The 20,642-nt window shown below is 31.2% G+C and carries 14 protein-coding genes; 12 read left to right on the top strand and 2 right to left on the bottom strand.

Translation table 11 applies throughout. The features are described from left to right. Positions 1 to 20 precede the first annotated feature (20 nt). Genes aceE through ACTT9C_RS01690 form a run of 3 tightly spaced genes read left to right on the top strand, consistent with a single transcriptional unit; the run spans position 21 to position 5,229 of the window. Positions 21 to 3,059 (top strand): pyruvate dehydrogenase (acetyl-transferring), homodimeric type, encoded by a 3,039-nt coding sequence (aceE, locus tag ACTT9C_RS01700; RefSeq protein WP_440922777.1) that lies wholly within the window; start codon positions 21 to 23, stop codon positions 3,057 to 3,059. Beyond that, positions 3,059 to 4,324, top strand: a complete 1,266-nt coding sequence (locus ACTT9C_RS01695; RefSeq protein ID WP_440922776.1) for a 2-oxo acid dehydrogenase subunit E2 — start codon at positions 3,059 to 3,061, stop codon at positions 4,322 to 4,324. The genes aceE and ACTT9C_RS01695 overlap by 1 nt, the downstream gene beginning before the upstream one ends. Positions 4,325 to 4,332: 8 nt before the next feature. Beyond that, the gene (locus tag ACTT9C_RS01690) at positions 4,333 to 5,229 is read left to right on the top strand and encodes a DMT family transporter (protein WP_440922775.1); all 897 of its coding nucleotides are present in this window, start codon (positions 4,333 to 4,335) and stop codon (positions 5,227 to 5,229) included. On the opposite strand, the gene ACTT9C_RS01685 is transcribed toward ACTT9C_RS01690, so the two are convergent. Then, positions 5,197 to 5,976, bottom strand: coding sequence for an undecaprenyl-diphosphate phosphatase (locus tag ACTT9C_RS01685; RefSeq protein ID WP_440922774.1), 780 nt, complete (start codon positions 5,974 to 5,976; stop codon positions 5,197 to 5,199). The two genes, ACTT9C_RS01690 and ACTT9C_RS01685, sit on opposite strands and share 33 nt — an antisense overlap. A gap of 183 nt (positions 5,977 to 6,159) precedes the next feature. On the opposite strand from ACTT9C_RS01685, the gene ACTT9C_RS01680 reads away from it, so the two are divergent. After that, complete coding sequence (locus tag ACTT9C_RS01680; protein WP_440922773.1) at positions 6,160 to 7,599, top strand: NAD(P)-dependent oxidoreductase; 1,440 nt, start codon at positions 6,160 to 6,162, stop codon at positions 7,597 to 7,599. Beyond that, the gene (gene gltB / locus ACTT9C_RS01675; protein WP_440922772.1) at positions 7,599 to 12,104 is read left to right on the top strand and encodes a glutamate synthase large subunit; all 4,506 of its coding nucleotides are present in this window, start codon (positions 7,599 to 7,601) and stop codon (positions 12,102 to 12,104) included. The genes ACTT9C_RS01680 and gltB overlap by 1 nt, the downstream gene beginning before the upstream one ends. Here the strand turns inward: gltB and ACTT9C_RS01670 are convergent. Next, positions 12,097 to 12,843 carry a serine aminopeptidase domain-containing protein gene (locus ACTT9C_RS01670; protein WP_440922771.1) on the bottom strand — a complete coding sequence of 249 codons (747 nt, stop codon included), beginning with the start codon at positions 12,841 to 12,843 and terminating at the stop codon, positions 12,097 to 12,099. The genes gltB and ACTT9C_RS01670 overlap by 8 nt on opposite strands. A 42-nt stretch (positions 12,844 to 12,885) precedes the next feature. Here ACTT9C_RS01670 and ACTT9C_RS01665 point away from each other — a divergent pair, with 42 nt between their 5' ends. The 7 genes from ACTT9C_RS01665 to pheT are packed head-to-tail and all read left to right on the top strand — an operon-like array spanning position 12,886 to position 20,637. Continuing rightward, the gene (locus ACTT9C_RS01665) at positions 12,886 to 14,040 is read left to right on the top strand and encodes a glycosyltransferase family 4 protein (RefSeq protein WP_440922770.1); all 1,155 of its coding nucleotides are present in this window, start codon (positions 12,886 to 12,888) and stop codon (positions 14,038 to 14,040) included. Further along, positions 14,041 to 15,954, top strand: coding sequence for a threonine--tRNA ligase (gene thrS, locus ACTT9C_RS01660; RefSeq protein WP_440922769.1), 1,914 nt, complete (start codon positions 14,041 to 14,043; stop codon positions 15,952 to 15,954). It abuts the gene before it with no gap. Between the two features lie 6 nt (positions 15,955 to 15,960). Next, positions 15,961 to 16,506, top strand: coding sequence for a translation initiation factor IF-3 (gene infC, locus ACTT9C_RS01655; protein WP_440922768.1), 546 nt, complete (start codon positions 15,961 to 15,963; stop codon positions 16,504 to 16,506). Positions 16,507 to 16,559: 53 nt separating this feature from the next. Then, a complete protein-coding gene (gene rpmI / locus ACTT9C_RS01650; RefSeq protein WP_440922767.1) occupies positions 16,560 to 16,766 on the top strand; it encodes a 50S ribosomal protein L35 in 207 nt (68 codons plus the stop codon). Between the two features lies 1 nt (position 16,767). Then, complete coding sequence (gene rplT / locus ACTT9C_RS01645; protein WP_440922766.1) at positions 16,768 to 17,124, top strand: 50S ribosomal protein L20; 357 nt, start codon at positions 16,768 to 16,770, stop codon at positions 17,122 to 17,124. A gap of 43 nt (positions 17,125 to 17,167) precedes the next feature. Further along, on the top strand, positions 17,168 to 18,235 hold the full coding sequence (pheS, locus tag ACTT9C_RS01640) for a phenylalanine--tRNA ligase subunit alpha (protein ID WP_440922765.1): 1,068 nt from the start codon (positions 17,168 to 17,170) through the stop codon (positions 18,233 to 18,235). After that, complete coding sequence (pheT, locus tag ACTT9C_RS01635) at positions 18,232 to 20,637, top strand: phenylalanine--tRNA ligase subunit beta (RefSeq protein WP_440922764.1); 2,406 nt, start codon at positions 18,232 to 18,234, stop codon at positions 20,635 to 20,637. The genes pheS and pheT overlap by 4 nt, the downstream gene beginning before the upstream one ends. Positions 20,638 to 20,642 lie beyond the last annotated feature (5 nt).

The raw sequence follows: 20,642 nt of genomic DNA, 5'->3' as shown, positions 1-20,642 counted from the left end.
AAGATCTAAATATTAATTAAATGAGTGAAAAACTTTTAGTTCCTGATATTGGTGACTTCGAAAATGTAGAGGTTATTGAATTACTTGTCAAAGAGGGCCAAAAAATCGCCAAGAACGATCCAGTAGTTACTATTGAAAGTGATAAATCGAGTGTTGAAATACCTTCAACGTTATCAGGCATAATTGAGACAATAAAAGTTAAAGTAGGTGATAAAGTTTCAAAAGGTGATTTGATTTTGAATATTTCAGGGTCAAATGAAGAAAATTCTACAACAAAAACTATTCCTAAGGACACTGAAAATTTGATTGAAGAGGCAGAAAAATCATTAGAAAAAAAACAAAAGCAAATCATTAACACAAATAATATTGAGAAAAAAAAATCAGAAATAATTCAAGTAGTTAATGACGGTGATATTGATCCATTAGAAACTAATGAGTGGTTAGAGTCACTCACTGCAGTAATCGAAAAAGACGGAAATCAAAGGGCCCATTATTTAATTAAGGAATTAATAAATAAAGCATATATGGAGGGTGCAAATATTCCTTATACACAAAACACACCCTATATAAATACAATACCAGTAAATGAAGAGAAAAAATCAAATGGTGATCAAAATATTGAGAGAAGAATTCGGTCATTAATAAGATGGAATTCCGCGGCAATGGTTGTTCGCGCAAATAAGAAATTTCCTGAACTTGGAGGACATATAGGAACATTTGCATCAGCAGCTACGCTTTATGATGTAGGAATGAATCATTTTTGGAGAGCAAAAAATAATAAATTTGGGGGAGACTTAATTTATTTTCAAGGACATAGCGCTCCAGGTATGTATGCAAGAGCTTTTCTTGAGGGAAGACTTAATGAAAAACAATTAGATAGTTTTAGACAAGAAGTTAATCCAGGAGGTTTATCATCTTATCCACATCCTTGGTTGATGCCAAATTTTTGGCAATTTCCAACAGTCTCAATGGGTTTAGGACCAATGTTAGCTATCTATCAAGCAAGATATATGAAATATTTGATTAACAGAGGTCTCATCAAAGATGAAGGAAGAAAAGTGTGGGCTTTTTTAGGAGACGGGGAAATGGATGAACCAGAGTCTCTAGGGGCAATTGGTTTAGCAGCTAGAGAAAAATTAGATAATTTAATATTCGTGATCAATTGTAACCTTCAAAGATTAGATGGACCTGTGAGGGGTAATGGAAAAATCATACAAGAACTAGAAGGTATTTTTAGAGGAGCTGGATGGAATGTTATCAAAGTAATTTGGGGTTCTTATTGGGACTCATTATTGGCCAACGATAAAACTGGTCATTTAATTAAAGTTATGAATGAAACTGTCGATGGTGAATATCAAGCAATGAAAGCAAGAGATGGAGCTTATGTGCGAGAAAAGTTTTTTGGTAAATACCCTGAAACTAAAGAGTTAATCTCAAGCCTTTCAGACAAAGATATATGGAGATTGAATAGAGGTGGACATGATCCTCACAAAGTTTTTGCAGCTTATGATAAAGCCTCAAAAAACATTGGAAGCCCTACAGTTGTGATTGCCAAAACTATAAAGGGTTATGGAATGGGCAAAAGTGGTGAGAGCGTTAATACAACACATCAAACTAAAAAATTAGATATAGACGATTTGATGTATTACAGAGACAGGTTTGATGTTCCTTTAACTGATAAACAGGTGCAAAATATTGAGTATTATAAGCCAGACCAAAACTCACCTGAAATAAAATATATTAAAGAAAGAAGACTTCAATTAGGAGGATTTATCCCAGAGAGAACTACTTATGCAAAACCCATTAAAGCTCCTCCGAAAAACATTTTTGATAATATGAAAGAGTCTACAGGTAAAAAAGAAATGTCAACTACGATGGCATTAGTAAGAATGCTTACTAATCTTCTGAGAGATAAAAATGTTGCTTCAAGATTAGTACCAATCATCCCTGATGAGGCGAGAACATTTGGTATGGAGGGTTTTTTTCAGAAAATTGGTATTTATGCTCACGAAGGACAAAAATATGAACCTGAGGACTCAGCTCAATTAAGTTCATATAGAGAAGAAAAAAGCGGACAAGTTTTGGAGGAAGGAATTAACGAGGCAGGTGCAATGTCTTCATGGATTGCTGCAGGTACTTCATACACAAATCATGATATTGAAATGATCCCTATCTATCTTTTTTACTCAATGTTTGGTTTTCAAAGAATAGGTGATTTTGCTTGGGCAGGAGCAGACAGTCAATCAAGAGGGTTTTTAATTGGTGCTACTGCTGGGAGAACAACATTAGCGGGAGAAGGTTTACAGCACCAAGATGGACATAGTCATTTAATGGCATCAACTATTCCAAACTGCAAGTCTTATGATCCAACATTTCATTATGAACTAGCAACAATCTTTAGAGAAGGATTGAAAAGAATGCATGAGAAGAAAGAAAATATTTTTTATTACATTACAACAATGAACGAAAATTATCCTCATCCTGCTATGCCAACTGAAAAATCATGTGAAGAAGGCATTTTAAAAGGAATGTATAAAATTAAAGAATTTAACAAATATAAAAAAACCAAAATTCAATTTCTAGGGTCAGGTACAATTTTAAGAGAAATGATAGCTGGTGCGGAGATTCTACAAAAGGAATATCAAATCGATAGTGAAGTTTGGAGTGTGACTAGTTTCAATGAATTAAGAAGAGATGGCTTAGAGGTAGAAAGATATAATTTATTAAATCCTGAAAAAGAACCGAAAAAATCATATGTTGAAAGCTGTTTAGGCAAAACCGAAGGTCCAATTTTGGCTGCATCAGATTATATGAGGATGAATTCAGATCAAATTAGACCTTATATTAACAAGAGCTTTTACTCGTTAGGAACAGATGGATTTGGTCGAAGTGATACTAGAAAAAATTTGAGGAAGTTCTTTGAGGTCGATAAAGAACATGTCGTTGCATATGGACTAAGCGTTTTAGCTAAAGAACAATTAATTGCATCTAAATATGCTCAAGAGGCAATAAAGAAGTATCAAATTGATAAAGATAAACCAATGCCGACAAAATTATAATGTCAAAGAAAGATATAAAAGTTCCAAATATTGGTGAATTCAAAGATGTGGAAGTCATCGAAGTTTTAATAAAAAAAGGTCAAAAAATAAAAAAGAATGATCCACTGATAACCATAGAGAGTGATAAATCAAGTGTGGAAATACCATCTTCTGATGATGGAACCATAATTTCTTTGAATGTTAAAATTGGAGACAAAGTATCGGAAGGTGATAAAATTATTGAAATTGAAAGTGAGAACGAAATAAAAGAGACAAGTGCTCAAGAATTACCAAAAAGTCAATTACCAAAAGAAATAAAAAAAAATGACGTAAAAAAAACCAATGAGTCTGAAAATATAATAGTTAAAGATTTTTCTACAAAAGTTTCCGCTTCACCAAAAGTTAGAAAATTTGCGAGAGAACTTGGAGTTAATATCAACAAAGTCTCAGGTAGTGAAAGACAAGGTAGGGTTACCGAGAGTGATGTAAAGACATTTGTTGCAACTAAATCTGATAAAAGTTTCAAAGATCAAAATACAACTGAACAAAAAATTGAACTAGAGTATTCCCATACAGATTTTGGAGAAGTAGATATTAAAGACATTCCCAGAGTGAAAAAGTTGTCGTCTAAATATTTAATGAACTCTTGGACAAAAATTCCTCACGTAACTAATCATGATGAAGCTGATATAACTGAGCTAGAGGAATTTAGAACTTCTCTTACGGACGTATATACTGGTGAAAAAAAAAAAATTACACCATTAGCTTTCATCGTAAAAGCATTAACAACATCATTAAAAAAATTTCCAAATTTTAATACCTCAATCGATCAAATTGAAAACGGTAAAATGACTGTTAAAAAGTATTATCATGTTGGTATAGCAGTGGATACACCACATGGTTTGATGGTTCCTAAATTAAGAAATGCAGATAATAAAAATATTTCTTTAATAAGCACAGAGTTAAAAAAAATCAGTCAGCAATGTAGAGATCTTAAAATTGATAAAAAAGAGTTATTCGGAGGTTCTATGACGATAACAAGCCTAGGGGGAATCGGGGGATCTTTTTTTACCCCAATTATAAATTATCCTGAAGTTGCTATTTTAGGAGTAGGAAGAGCAGAAAAAAAACAAGTATTCATGGATGGAAAATTTGTAACGCGCACTATGTTGCCACTTTCACTATCTTATGATCATAGAATTATTGATGGTGCGGAGGCAGCTCGATTTAATAATGATTTAAAAGAAAATCTTGGTAAAAATTTTGCCTATAAGTTAGCCGTTTGATAAAATTTATGTCTAAAAGCGTTTCATTGTTAAGTGCTTTGCTGTGTACATTTATTTGGGGAACTACATTTATTGCTCAAGACACTGGCATGGATGATATTGGTCCGTTTACATTTAATGCAGTAAGATTTTTTGTGGGTTTTTTGGCGATTCTACCTTTAGCATTATTATTTGAGACTAAAAAATTTAAATTAGAATTTAAAACTGGTTTTAGATATTTTGCTATTCTATCTTTTTTAATAGGATTATCATTATTTTTAGGATCGGCATTACAGCAAGTAGCTCTGCTTTACACAGACGTAGCTAATGCTGCTTTTTTTACGATTTTTTATGTTCCGATGGTACCAATTATTATTTTTATATTTAAGAGAGACTCATTGCATTGGAGTGTATGGCCTTCAGTTATTTTATGTTTAATTGGTGGATATCTTTTAACCAATTTTTATGATGCTACAGTTAGACTTGGAGACACATTGGTCATTCTTGGAGCATTATTCTGGAGTACTCACATCATATTTACTGGAATGATTGTTAAAACATATAACTTACCTTTAACATTAGGTGCAATCCAAACTTTATTAGTGGCTTTATTTTCTTTTATTATTAGTTTGATTTATGAAGAATTTGTAATTGAAAATATTCTCAACGAGATAGACTCTATACTCTATGCAGGAATTTTATCAGGTGGTTTTGCATTCGTTTTACAAATTTACGCTCAAAAAAATATAACACCCGCACCAGCAGCTATAATTTTTTCATTAGAAGGTGTATTTGCAACTATCGCAGCTTGGGTTTTATTAAGTCAAATTTTAGATTTTAATAATATATTAGGGTGCTTGTTCATATTGTGTGGTGTTTTAATTTCTCAATTATTACCCCTGATGAGGAAAATAAATTATCAATAATAAAACTAAAGCAATAATAATTCTATAAATTACGAACACGGTTAAAGAAAAATTCCTTACATATCTTATAAAATATTTGACTGTGATAAATGAGAAGATAAAAGAAAGAGTTACTGCAATTAATAATAAATAATTAAATTCAGTAGACTGTTGTACAGCATCTTGAAGACCTAAAAAACTTGCCCCTGCTAATGCGGGTATAGATAATAAAAAGGCGATTTTGCTTGAGTCAACTCTATTAAATTTTAGAAATCGAGCTGCTGTTAAAGTTATTCCTGCTCTACTCACACCGGGTATGAGTGCTAAAATTTGAAATAAACCTATGAATAATATTGATTTTATATTTAAGTTGACTGATATATTTTGATCAGTATCTCTTTTATCTGATAAAAATAGGATTAAACCAAAAAATAGAGTTGTCCAAGCAATAATTTCTATATTTCTTAAAAGATTAATTATTTCGATCGAATATATTATATATCCAAAAATTATAAGAGGTATTGATCCAACTAAAATCAAAACCAATAGTTTTTGATTGTTTCTTAAATTTAGTAAATCTTTTTTAAAGTAAAAGATTATTGCAAATAAAGAACCCAAGTGCAGACCAATATCAATGAATAAAGAGCTTGAGCTAAAATCATAAAAATTTGATATTAAGATCAGATGGGCCGAAGAGCTAATAGGTAAAAATTCAGAAATTCCTTGGACCGCAGAAAGAATTAGTATTTCTATAAAATCTTGAAGCATAAAGATGTCGTAACTTAAAAAATATTCATTTTAAACAATTCGATTTAATCATAATAGGTATGCAAAAAATAAATTTCTCACATTTTATGCTAAATAGCGTTAATTATAGGTCATAATTATTGACCTAAATAATACTTTAATTACTAAAAACAGTGTATAGTTTGCCGAAAATTTAAAGATTCTATGACTGATAAAATGTTAAAATTTGTAAAAATAGGTCAACAAACTCCACCTAAAAGGAAGATTGGCACTAGAAAAGAGGATTTTAATGAGATCTATGACGAGTTTGTAACTAAAAAAGCTGAAGAACAATCAAGCAGATGTTCTCAATGTGGAGTTCCATTTTGCCAAGTACATTGTCCCTTAAGCAACAATATTCCAGATTGGTTAAAACTTACAGCTGAGGGAAGATTAAAAGAGGCCTACGAGTTATCTCAAAGCACTAACAATATGCCAGAGGTGTGTGGAAGAATTTGTCCTCAGGACAGATTGTGTGAGGGTAACTGTGTTATTGAGCAATCAGGACATGGAACAGTTACTATTGGTTCAGTTGAGAAATATATTAATGATAAAGCATGGGAACAAGGCTGGGTTAAACCAATTTCTCTAAAACATGAAAAAGACCAAAGCGTTGGAATAATTGGTGCCGGTCCCGCAGGATTGGCAGCAGCTGAGCAGCTAAGGAAAAATGGATATAAAATTACTGTTTATGATCGATATGATCGCGCAGGTGGATTATTAATTTATGGAATTCCAAATTTTAAACTTGAAAAACATGTAGTTGAGCGAAGAACAAAGTTGCTAAAGGATGGTGGGATAAAATTTATTCAAAATTTTGAAGTTGGTAAAGATGCAACTCTAGAACAGTTGCGAAAAAAACATGATGCAATTTTAATAGCGACGGGTGTATATAAACCAAGAGAAGTTGAATTACCTGGTAATGATTTAGGTAATATTTTTCCTGCAATGGAGTTTTTGACAGCATCAAATAAAAAAGGCCTAGGAGATAAAGTAGAGTTATTTGATAAAGGAATTTTAAACGCTGAGGGAAAAGATGTCGTCGTGATAGGTGGCGGCGACACAGCAATGGATTGTGTAAGAACTTCAGTAAGACAAAAAGCAAAGTCGGTAAAATGTTTATACAGAAGAGATAAAGAAAATATGCCTGGATCTGCTAGAGAAGTTGCAAATGCTGAGGAAGAGGGTGTAGAATTTGTTTGGCTTTCTAGTCCAAAAGAATTTAAGGGAAAAAATAAAATCGAAAATTTAGTTGTTAATCAAATTGAATTAGGTGAACCAGATGAATCAGGAAGACGAAAACCAGAAATTAAAGAAGGTTCAGAATTTATGGTGAAAGCCGATATGGTAATCAAAGCTCTTGGATTTGATCCAGAAAATTTACCATTATTATTTGATGCACAAGAGTTACAAGTAACAAAATGGGGAACAATTAAAACTGATTTCAATACGATGGAAACAAATCTAAAAGGTGTTTTTGCTGCAGGAGATATTGTAAGAGGAGCGTCGTTAGTAGTATGGGCAATCAAAGATGGGAGAGATGCAGCTTCTTCTATGAAAACATATTTAGAAAATATGCAATTAAAAAAAACAAAAGTAGCTTAATGGAAAATTATAAAAAAAATTTAGAGTTACTCACAAAAAATCATGTTTATTCAAAAGAGATGGAACACGATGCTTGTGGAGTTGGTTTAATCGCATCTACAGAAGGAAAAAAATCTAGGGCTATAGTTGAGTATGGAATTGAAGCTTTAAAAGCAGTTTGGCACAGAGGTGCCGTTGATGCAGATGGTAAAACGGGTGATGGAGCTGGAATACATGTTGAAATTCCTAAAGACTTTTTTATAGAAAAAATACAAGTTACCGGACACGATTATGATAATTCTGAAATCTGTGTAGGAATGATTTTTTTACCTAGAAATGACTATTCAGCTCAAGAGAGTTGCAAAACAATAGTTGAGAGTGAACTAACTAAAAATAATTTTAGTATATATGGTTGGCGACAAGTACCAGTAAATTCAAAAGTTTTAGGGGAAAAAGCTCTTCAAACCATGCCAGAAATCATACAAGTTCTTTTTAAACCTAATGATCCAAATTTATTAGATAAAAACTTAGAGAGAAAAATTTATGAAATAAGAAAGAGAATTGAAAATAAAGCTTTTGATGCATCATTGAATAATTTTTATATTTGTTCAATTAGTTCAAAATCTATAATTTATAAAGGGCTATATTTAGCAGAATCTTTATCTGACTTTTATCTAGATCTTAGAGATTCAAGATTTATTTCAAGATATGCAATTTTTCATCAAAGATTTTCAACTAACACCGCTCCGAGCTGGAGCTTAGCTCAACCATTTAGGGCCATAGCGCACAATGGTGAGATAAATACTTATAAAGGCAATAAAAACTGGATGAAAGTTCACGAACAAGAAATGAGTAGTCCACTTTTCGAGGACATAGAAAATTTAAAACCAGTAATCCAAAAAGGTGTCTCTGACTCTGCAGCTTTAGATAATGTATTTGAATTATTAAATAAATCAGGCCAATCTGCACCATTAGCTAAATTAATGTTAGTACCGGATGCATGGTCAAAAAAAAATAAGACATTATCAAAAAGTCATCAGCAATTATTTAATTTTTTAAATAGCACAATGGAACCATGGGATGGACCTGCTGCTATTGCTGCTACAGACAATGAATGGGTTATAGCTGCAAATGATAGAAATGGTCTTAGGCCTTTGAGGTATGCCATTACAAAAGACAAAATGATCTTCGCAGGCTCAGAAACAGGAATGATTGATTTAAACGAAAAAAGAATTTTAACCAAGGGAAGACTTGGTCCTGGTGAAATTATCGGGGTTAGAATTGAAAAAGGTAAAGTTTTTTCTAATAGTCAAATAAAAGATTATTTGGCTAAAGAATTTAAACACTTCAATTCTCAAATAATTGATCTAGATGAAAAATTATCAATTTCCAATGAAAAACATAATTTTGATGGCGAAAACTTAAGGAGAAGACAATATACTTTCGGAATAAGTTTAGAGGATCTAGAACTTATCTTACATCCAATGGCAGAAGATGCAAAAGAAGCAACAGGTTCAATGGGTGACGATACCCCTTTAGCAGTGTTATCTGATAAGTATAGACCACTTTACCATTTTTTTAGACAAAATTTTAGCCAAGTAACTAATCCGCCAATTGACTCTTTAAGAGAAAATAAAGTGATGAGTTTAAAAACTAGATTTGGAAATTTAGGTAATATTCTTGATTTTGATACTTTAACTAAAGAGAATATTTATGTTTTAAATAGCCCTATTCTATCAAATTCACAATTTAATAAGTTCACTAATTTTTTTGGTAAAAATTCAGTAACCATTGATTGTTCATTTTCACAAGATGACAATTTAGAAAATTCTATTAACAGGATCCAAAAAGAGTCAGAAATTGCAGTAAGACAAGGTATTACCCAATTAATTTTAAGTGACAAAAATCTCTCATCTGAAAGATTGCCAATGCCTATGTTATTATGTGTCGGAGCCATAAACACATTTTTGATACAAAAAAAATTAAGAGGTTATGTTTCTATAAATGTTCAGTCTGGAGAGGCTATAGATACCCATTCGTTTGCAACATTAATTGGAGTTGGAGCAACTACAGTAAATCCATATCTAGCTTTTGATAGTTTATATCAAAGACATGAAAAAAAACTTTTTGGCCAATTTAGTTTTGATGAGTGTGTACAACGCTACATTAATTCAGTTAATGCAGGTTTATTGAAGATAATGTCAAAAATGGGGATTTCAGTTTTAAGTTCTTACAGAGGTGGATGTAATTTTGAAACAGTAGGATTGAGCAGAACAGTTGTAAATGAATACTTTCCTGGAGTTACCTCAAAAATTTCAGGCATTGGTTTAGTTGGAATTGAAAAAAAAATAAGAGAAATTCATAAAGAAGCATTTGAAAGTACAGAAACTGTATTGCCAATTGGAGGTATTTATAGATATAGGAAAAACGGAGAAACACATCAATATCAGGGAAAGCTAATTCATTTATTACAAAGTGCTGTAGGCTCAAATTCATATGAAGCATATAAAAAATATGCTGATGGTATATATAATTTACCACCAATAAATTTGAGGGATCTTGTTGATTTTAGAAAAAAAAAATTGGGCCCATCAATTAACTTATCAGAAGTTGAACCAATAGAAAAAATATTAAAAAGATTTGGTAGTGGAAGCATGTCCCACGGTGCTTTATCTAAAGAAGCGCATGAAACACTAGCTATTGGAATGAATAGAATTAAAGGAGCTTCTTGTAGCGGTGAAGGTGGAGAAGATGCAGAAAGATTTAAGGTGATGGATAGTGGTGATAGTGCAAATTCTAGAGTTAAACAAATTGCATCTGCTAGATTTGGTGTGACTGTAAATTACTTGAATAATTGCAATGAAATAGAAATCAAAATGGCACAAGGCGCTAAACCAGGGGAAGGCGGTCAGTTACCTGGCTTTAAAGTAACAAAGGAAATTGCAAGACTACGACATTCCACACCAGGAGTAACACTAATTTCTCCACCTCCACACCACGATATTTACTCGATAGAAGATTTGGCACAACTGATTTATGATTTGAAGCAAACAAATCCAAAAGCACGAGTTGGCGTTAAGTTAGTCGCATCATCAGGAATCGGAACCATCGCTGCAGGTGTAGCTAAAGCGAAAGCAGATATTATTTTAATTTCGGGTCATAATGGAGGAACAGGCGCAACTCCTCAAACAAGTGTCAAATATGTTGGAATACCTTGGGAGATGGGTCTCACTGAGGCAAATCAGGTTTTAACATTAAACAATTTAAGACACAAAGTTACATTGAGAACTGATGGTGGTATTAAAACTGGAAGAGATGTTGTTATTGCTGCAATGATGGGAGCAGAAGAATATGGAGTTGCTACAACAGCTCTAGTGGCAATGGGATGTATAATGGTAAGACAGTGCCACTCAAATACTTGTCCAGTAGGTGTTTGTACGCAAGATGAAAAATTAAGAGAAAAATTTACCGGCACTCCAGACAAGGTTGTGAATTTATTCACTTTTATTGCATCTGAAGTAAGAGAAATTTTAGCCGAATTAGGTTTTAAATCATTAAATGATATTATTGGAAGAACTGATTTATTAATGCAAGTTAACAAAGCTTCACCAAATTTAGATGATTTGGATTTAAATCCGTTATTTGTTCAGGCAGACCCAGGAAACAATAAAAGATACTGCGAGTCGTTGGAGATCAATAAAGTACCAGAAACATTAGACCAGGAAATTTGGCCAGAAATAGAAAAATCTTTAGATAATTCAGAAAAAGTTGAGAAAGAATTTATTATCAAAAATACAAACAGGGCAGTTGGTACAAGAATTTCACATCATCTTTACAAAAAGTATGGTTACGAAAAACTTGATGAAAATTTTCTTACATTAAATTTCAAAGGCTCTGCGGGTCAGTCATTTGGTGCTTTTTCATCAAAAGGACTAAAATTAAATCTCAAAGGTGATGCAAATGATTATGTTGGCAAGGGATTGTCAGGCGCTACAATCTCGATAAAACTTTCGGATGAAAGTAATTTAATCTCTAATGAAAATACAATCATCGGAAATACAGTTCTGTATGGAGCTACTTCAGGTAAACTTTTTGCTGCGGGTCAAGCAGGTGATAGATTTGCTGTAAGAAATTCTGGTGCAACTACAGTTATTGAGGGTTGTGACTCAAATGGTTGTGAGTATATGACTGGAGGAACAGTGGTCATTTTAGGAAATGTCGGTGACAACTTTGCAGCTGGCATGACCGGAGGTATGGCATTTATCTATGATAAATCTAATGAGTTTGAAAAAAAAGTAAATCCAGATTCAGTTGTTTGGCAAAATGTTGAGACAGATTATTGGACAAGTTATTTAAAAGAATTAATTTTAGAACATTCAAAGGAGACAGGATCGTTGATATCAAAAAATATTTTTGAAAATTTTGAAGTTGAAATTAAAAATTTTGTTCAGGTTTGTCCAAAAGAGATGATTAACAAGCTTAAAAATCCAATTACATTCAAGTCTAAGATTAAAGAAGTTAGTTAATTATAATTTTTAATTCTTTTTTTAATATACCTAACCATTTAGGTGAGGATAAGCTGTGATCACCTTTTTTAATGATAACTAATTTTTTTTTTGAATTTACGAAAATTTTTAAAATTTTTTTAGAATAACTTATAGGGACAGACTCATCCTTTTGTCCATGAACCATAGTAATCTTTAATTTGTCGTAAATTTTTTTATGAAATACTTTATTTTTCCTGCCATCTTTAATTAGTTGTAAAGAGATTGGATATTCATAATTTCCATGCTTTAAGTTAATAATTCCATTTTTTGTTATTTCTTTTTTCATTTTTTTTGAAAATTTGTTCCACATTAGACCTTCTAAAAATTGAGGTGCAGAACCAATTCCTAAAAATCCTAAAATTTGTTTCTTAAAAAACTTAAATTGATTTAAAGCGATCCAAGAGCCCATACTTGAACCAACTAATATGATTTTATTTTTTTTGACGATTTTTTTAATTAATAAAGTTGTCTCTTTAGTCCATTTTGAGATATTCCCATTGGTAAATTTACCAGATGATTTACCATGACCAGAATATTCCAGTGCAAGAAAACCAAGTTTATTTTTTTTTGCAAAATTTAAAAATGCTTTAGGTTTTTTTCCCTCTAAATCGGACATAAACCCGTGTAAAAAAACAATGTAAGTTGTATTTTTTTGGCTGTATTTTAAATATCTGATTTTTTTATATTTATTTATTTTAAGGTAATTGAATTTGTTCATAAAAGTTTATTAGTTATCTCTATTATTATATAATCTTACTGTATGTCGTCTAATATAAAAGTCCTGCAAGTAATACCAAAACTAGGTTACGGAGGGGCAGAAACTGGATGTTATGATATTGCTCACTATTTACCAGAAAATGGGTGCGAGTCTTTTATAGTAACTAGCGGAGGGGAATTAACAAAATTTGTTGATAAAAAAAAAGTAAAATTAATTAAACTTCCAGTACATAGTAAAAACCCATTATTGATTTTAATAAATACAATTTTATTAATCGGGATAATTTTATTTTTTAAAATCTCAATTGTTCATGCAAGAAGTAGAGCGCCAGCTTGGTCTTGCTTATTTGCAACAAAGTTAACTAATAGAAAGTTTGTTACCACGTTTCATGGAACCTATAATTTTAGTGGGAAGCTTAAAAAATTTTATAATTCTGTGATGGTAAGATCTGATTTGGTTATTGCAGGATCAAATTTTATTTTTTCTCATATTAAAGAAAATTATTCTGAATTTTTAAAAAGCCAAAAAAAATTTTTAGTTATTTTTAGGGGAATAAATGTTGATTATTTTGACTCTTCTACAAAATTAGAAAATGATGAAAAAAACTTACTTAAAAAATGGAATATAAATGATGAAAAAAAAATAATTTTAATGCCGGGTAGACTTACTTCTTGGAAAGGTCAAGAATTATTTATTGAAGCAATTAATCTTGTCAAAATTGAATTAGGTTATGAAGCTTTTCACGCAGTTATACTTGGAAATGATCAAGGTAGAGATCTATATAAAAAAAAATTAATCCGTCTGACTGAGCAATATCATTTAACAAATCAAATTAAATTTATAGATCATTGTGAGGATATGGCATTAGCTTATAAAGTCTCTGATATAATTGTATCAGCCTCAATTGAACCAGAGGCTTTTGGAAGAGTAGCTGTGGAAGCACAATCTATGGAAAAATTAATTATAGCTAGTAATATTGGAGGATCCAATGAGACAATTATTGATGAAAAAACAGGCTTCTTATTTAAATCGGGGAATGCAGAGTCTTTAAGTAAAAAAATAATTCATGGATTAACAATGGACGAAAGATCTATAAATCTTATAGGTAAAGAGGGAAGAAACAATATAATAAAAAAATTTAATGTTGAAAAAATGTGTTTTTCTACATATTCAGAGTATAAAAGACTATTAAACTAAATGCCTACAATTACATTACCAGATGGAAAAAATATTGAATTTCCCAAAGAAGTCACAGGTTTAGATGTTGCAGAAAAAATAAGCAAGTCATTATCAAAACAAGCATTAATAATGAGTGTCGACGGTGAGTTAAAAGATTTGTATTTTTCAATTAAAAAAGATTGTTCTGTAAAAATCTTTACTGCAAAAGATCCAGAAGGTCTTGAAGTTATAAGACATGACACTGCGCATATAATGGCAATGGCTGTTCAAGAATTATACCCTGGTACACAAGTGACTATAGGACCAGTAATTGAAAATGGTTTTTACTATGATTTTGCTCGTAAAGAGCCTTTTACAGAGGATGATCTAGAAAAAATAGAAAAAAAAATGTCAGAAATAATTGATAAAGATGTAAAAACAAAAAGAGAAGTATGGAAAAGAGATAAAGCAATAAGTCATTTCAAAAAAATTGGTGAAAAATATAAAGCAGAAATAATAGAGAGTATTCCAGAGAGTGAGGAGCTAACCGTATATCACCACGGGGATACTTGGCATGACTTGTGTAGAGGTCCACACTTAGTTTCATCTGGAAAAATTGGTAAAGCATTTAAGCTTACAAAAGTTGCTGGAGCATATTGGCGTGGAGACTCAAAAAACGAGATGTTACAAAGAATTTATGGAACTGGTTGGGCATCTCAAAAAGATTTAGATGATTATTTAAAAAGAATCGAGGAAGCGGAAAAAAGAGATCATAGGAAACTTGGCAAAGAAATGGATTTATTTCATTTTAGAGAAGAAAGTCCAGGATCTGTTTTCTGGCATGAGAAGGGCTGGGCATTATTTCAAAAATTGATTAATTATATGCGAGCACGCCAAGATGCAGCAGGATATAAAGAAGTGAATACTCCAGAGGTATTAGATAGATTATTATGGGAAAAATCGGGGCATTGGGAAAAATATGGTGAAAACATGTATACTTCCGAGACTCCTGACGAAAAAGTTTTTGCAATAAAACCTATGAATTGCCCGGGTCATATACAAGTTTTTAATCAAGGTTTAAAAAGTTATAGAGATTTACCATTAAGAATAACAGAATTTGGTAAAGTACATAGATATGAACCATCGGGAGCTTTACATGGTCTTCTAAGAGTAAGAGCTTTTACACAAGATGATGCACATATTTTTTGTTCAGAAGATCAAATTACAAGTGAGTGTTTAAATGTAACAAATTTGATTTTAGATATTTATAAAGATTTAGGTTTTGAAAAAGTGGTGTTAAAATATGCCGACAGACCAGAAGTAAGAGTGGGCGAAGATAAAGTTTGGGATAAAGCCGAGGCATCATTATTAGAAGCAGTCAAAGCAACGAAATTAGAATACAGTATAAATAAGGGAGAAGGTGCCTTTTATGGTCCAAAAATAGAATTTGTTTTAAGAGATGCAATTGGTAGAGATTGGCAATGTGGAACAGTACAAGTAGATTTAAACTTACCTGGAAGATTAGATGCTACTTATGTTGACAAGGATGGAACAAAAAAAGTTCCAGTGATGTTACATAGAGCTTTGTTTGGATCACTTGAAAGATTTATTGGAATTTTAATTGAGAATTATGCTGGTAAGTTTCCATTTTGGATATCTCCGTTACAAACAGTAGTAATTCCAATCTCAGAAGATTTTGAGGAATATGCAAGTAAAGTTTCCAAAAAAATAAAAGAAGCTGGGATGAGTTCAATAGTTGACTTAAAAAATCATAATTTAAACTATAAAATAAGAGAACATTCCCTTGCAAAAGTCCCTATTTTATTAATTTGTGGTAAAAAAGAAGTTGACAGTAACTCCGTAACTATTAGAAGGTTGGATTCTAATAAACAAGAAAATATGGAACTAAATAAATTTTTAAAAACATTTTCTGCTTTAAATAAAGTATCTTAAATTTAAGTGGCAGATTTTAAGCAAAATTATTTTCAAAAAAGAACTAAAGATCGAGGTCCAAGATCTAATAATAGAATTTCATCTCCTGAAGTTCAAGTTATAGGAAGTGACGGAGAAAATTTAGGTGTCATTAGCACAAACGAAGCAATATCGATGGCGAGGAATCAAGGTTTAGATTTAATAGAAATAGCTCCAAATGCAAATCCACCAGTTTGCAAAATCATGGACATGGGGAAATATAAGTATGATGCACAAAAAAAAGCAAACCTTGCTAAAAAAAAACAAAAAATAATTGCATTAAAAGAAATAAAAATGAGACCTGTAACTGAAACACATGATTACGAGTTCAAAGTTAAAAATGCCAAAAAATTTATTGCTAAAGGCGATAAAGTAAAATTTACAATAAGATTTAAAGGTAGAGAACTTCAGCACTCACATTTAGGCAATGAGTTAATGACAAAGATCAAAGAGGATATGAAGGAAATTGGTAAGGTAGAATTACATCCGAAGTTCGATGGAAAGCAAATGATAATGGTAATTCAGCCTTTATAAGCTTTAATAGTAGTTGTAAATTAATAACATTCTTTGTATAAACTCGCAAAATTATGCCAAAACTAAAAACAAAAAGCTCTGCAAAAAAAAGGTTCAAAATATCTGCAAAAGGTAAAGTTATAATGGCCCAAGCTGGTAAAAGACATGGCATGATAAAACGAACAAATTCTCAAATAAGAAAATTAAGAGGCACTACAACCATGTCGAAACAAGACGGTAAAATTGTAAAGTCGTATATGCCTTACAGTTTAAGAGGTTAATATGGCAAGAGTTAAAAGAGGTGTAACTAGTAGAGCAAAACATAAAAAAGTTTTAAAAGCTGTTAAAGGTCAGTGGGGCAGAAGAAAAAATACTATCAGAGTTGCAAAGCAAGCTATGGAAAAAGCTATGCAATATGCATACAGAGATCGAAGAAATAAAAAAAGAGATTTTAAGTCACTGTGGATACAAAGAATAAATGCTGGGGTTAGAGCAGAAGGTTTGACATATTCTAAGTTTATTAATGGATTAAATAAATGTGGAATAAAAATTGATAGAAAAATTCTAGCTGAGATAGCCTATGATAGTCCAGAAGCCTTTAAAACTATCGTTCAAAAAGCTCAATCAGCTTTAAATTAATCTTCGCTATTGTTTTATTTTTCTGAAGAAATAATCTGTAAAAATGTCAGATCTTAAAAAAATAAAAGATGAATTTCTTTCAAAGCTTAGTGGAAAATTAGATATTTCAGAAATAAACCAAATTAAATCTGATCTATTTGGTAAAAGTGGATTAATTTCAACTCAATTTAAAAAGATTGGGACAATTGCAGAGTCAGAGAGAAAAAAATTTGCCTCTGACTTAAATATAATTAAAGATGAACTCCAGGATTTAATAAATTCAAAAACAAATGAATTTAAAAGTGCTGAAATTAACGAGAAATTAGAAAAAGAAAAAATTGATATTACATTACCTGAAAGATCATTTGTTCGAGGAAAAATTCATCCAGTCTCACAAACGATCGATGAAATATCATCAATTTTTTCCGAAATAGGTTTTAGCGTTGAAGAAGGACCAGACGTCGAGAATGAATACAATAATTTTACAGCACTAAATACGCCAGAAAATCATCCTGCTAGGGATATGCATGATACGTTTTATCTAGATAAAAAAAAGCAGAAACTATTGCGAACACATACTTCTCCAGTTCAAATTAGAACTATGTTGAAAGACCAGCCACCATTTAAAATAATTGCACCTGGAAGAACTTACAGATCAGACAGTGACCAAACTCATTCACCAATGTTTCACCAAGTTGAGGGACTTCATATAGACAAAAATATAAACATGGGTCATCTAAAGGGATGTTTAAATTATTTTATCAAAGAGTTTTTTGAGGTAGATAAAATTAAGATGAGATTTAGACCTAGTCATTTCCCTTTTACGGAACCATCCGCTGAAGTTGATATTGGATACGAGATGAAAGATGGAAAAATTATAATAGGAGAAGGAAATCAATGGTTAGAGATTTTAGGGTGTGGAATGGTTCACCCCAATGTTCTAAAAAATGTTAAAGTAGACCCATCAAAGTTTCAGGGATACGCATTTGGTATTGGGATAGATAGACTTGCTATGCTGAAATATGGAATCAATGACTTAAGAGCTTTTTTTGATTGTGATTATCGATGGTTGAATCATTTTGGATTTGACCCATTGGATGTACCTACGAATTATAGAGGCCTCAGTCGATGATAATAACATTTGATTGGTTAAAAGATCATCTAAAGACGAATCTAAAAGAAAAAAAACTTTTAGAGCAACTTACCAATATTGGTCTAGAAGTAGAGAGTGTAAAAAGTCTTTCTGGTGATAATGAATTATTCAAAGTAGCTGAAATTATAAAAACTGAAAAACATCCAAATGCAGATCGACTTAAAGTTTGTGACGTAAATATTGGAGAGAATGAAATTAAAAAAGTTGTATGTGGTGCAGAAAATGCAAAAGAAGGATTGCTTACTATATATGCTCCTCCAGGTGCAATTATCCCTAAAACCAAGACAAAATTAGTAGTCGCTAAAATAAGAGGTGTTACTTCTTATGGAATGCTTTGTTCAGAGTCTGAATTGAATCTGTCTGATGAAAGCGATGGGATTACTGAATTAACCAAGGAATTTAGAAAAAATATTGGTAAAAGTTATTTTTCAAAATCAAAATCAAATCTTATTGATTTATCCATAACACCTAATAGACCAGACTGTCTTGGAGTCAGGGGAATAGCAAGAGATCTAGCTGCATCAGGTTTTGGAAAGCTAGTAGATTTAGAAGAAAAAAAAAATCATTCAAAAAATAGACACACCTTAAAAGTAAAAATTAATAAGGAAAAAGGCCAAGGATGTACTGCGTTTGGCAGTTGTTTGATAACAAATGTGAAAAATTCTGAAAGCCCTAAATGGCTTAAAGATAAGTTAATTTCTATTGGTCAAAAACCAATCTCAGCAATAGTTGACATTACAAACTATGTTATGCTCGATATTAATCGACCATTACATGCTTATGATGCTGATAAAATTGAAAAGGGTATAATTGTTCGAAATTCTAAGTCTGGAGAAGAGTTTACAGCACTTGATAATAAAAATTATAAACTGGAGAGTGGCATGTGTGTTATTAGCGATAATAAAGGTGTTTTAGGACTTGGAGGAATTATTGGTGGCACAAGATCTGGTACAGAATTTAATACAAAAAATATATTACTTGAGTCAGCTTATTTTGAACCGGGATCAATAAGAAATACAGCAAAAAAATTAAATCTTGATACCGATGCAAAATTTAGATTTGAAAGAGGTATAGATCCGTTATCAATCGAAGATGGTTTAAATAAAGCTGCAAAATTAATAAAAGAGATTTGTGGCGGTGAAATTAGCAAAATTGATGTTCAAAAAATAGAAACTTACAAAACAAAAAAGATTAAATTTGATCCAAATATTTTTGAAAAAATATCTGGTTTTAAAATTTCTTTAAAAGAAATGATTAAAATTTTAGGGGATCTTGGTTTTGAAGTAAAAAAGGATAAGAAAAGACTCGAATTAACTGTTCCTTCATGGAGACCAGATATTTCACAGGAAGTAGATATTGTTGAGGAGTTGGTTAGAATAAGTGGTTATGAAAAGATAAAGTATATAGAGCCAATTAAAAAAAGAAAAAAATCTACTTTAAATAAATTTCAGAAATTATTTCATTTTTTACAAAGATCAGTCGCATCCAAAGGTTATCTGGAGGCAATCACTTGGTCGTTTACTGATAAACGTTATAATGATTATTTCAGAGATACAAATAAAGAGATAAAGATTATTAATCCTATTAGTTCTGAATTAGGAGTTTTAAGGAATTCAATTTTTTCAAATTTAATAATGCATATAAATAAAAATCTCGACAGAGGTTTTAAAGATTTATCAATATTTGAAATAGGTCCTATTTTTAATGGTTCTAATCCCGGTGAACAAAATACGGTTGTTTGTGGATTGTCAGCAGGTAAAAAATCTAGATTATCTTGGATTGAAAAGGATAGAAACGTAGATGTATTTGATGTGAAACGAGATGTTGTTCAAACTTTAGTTGAGGTAGGTTATAATTCAGAAAAATTTTTTATTGATAATGAAACACCCAATTATTATCACCCCGGGAAATCAGGAAGATTATTTTTAAATAATGAAAAAAATCAAATAGCTGCATATTTTGGAGAAATTCATCCAAATATTTTAAAACAGATTGATATTAAAACAGAGTCTTTAGTCGGTTTTGAGATCTTTATGGAAAATTTAGAATTACCGAAAAAGACCCTTAAAGATCTAAAAGTAAAATTTTCATTTTCAGATTATCAAAAATCTGAAAGAGATTTTGCATTTATCGTAAACAAAGAAGTAAAAGCCCAAGATTTGATAGATATTATTTCAAATGTAGACGAAAGTTTAATAAAAGATATTAAAGTCTTTGATGTTTATGAGGGTGATAATATTCCTGAAAATCAGAAATCGATAGCAATCAGCGTAACGATACAGTCATCTGAAAGAACTTTAAATGAGAAAGACTTAGAAAAAATTAATAACTTGATAATCAAGACTGTTGAAAATAAAACTGGCGCAAAAATTCGATCTTAATATTT

Source organism: Candidatus Pelagibacter sp., assembly GCF_052049575.1.
GTDB lineage: Bacteria > Pseudomonadota > Alphaproteobacteria > Pelagibacterales > Pelagibacteraceae > Pelagibacter.
This window is presented reverse-complemented; position numbering and strand designations above follow the sequence as displayed.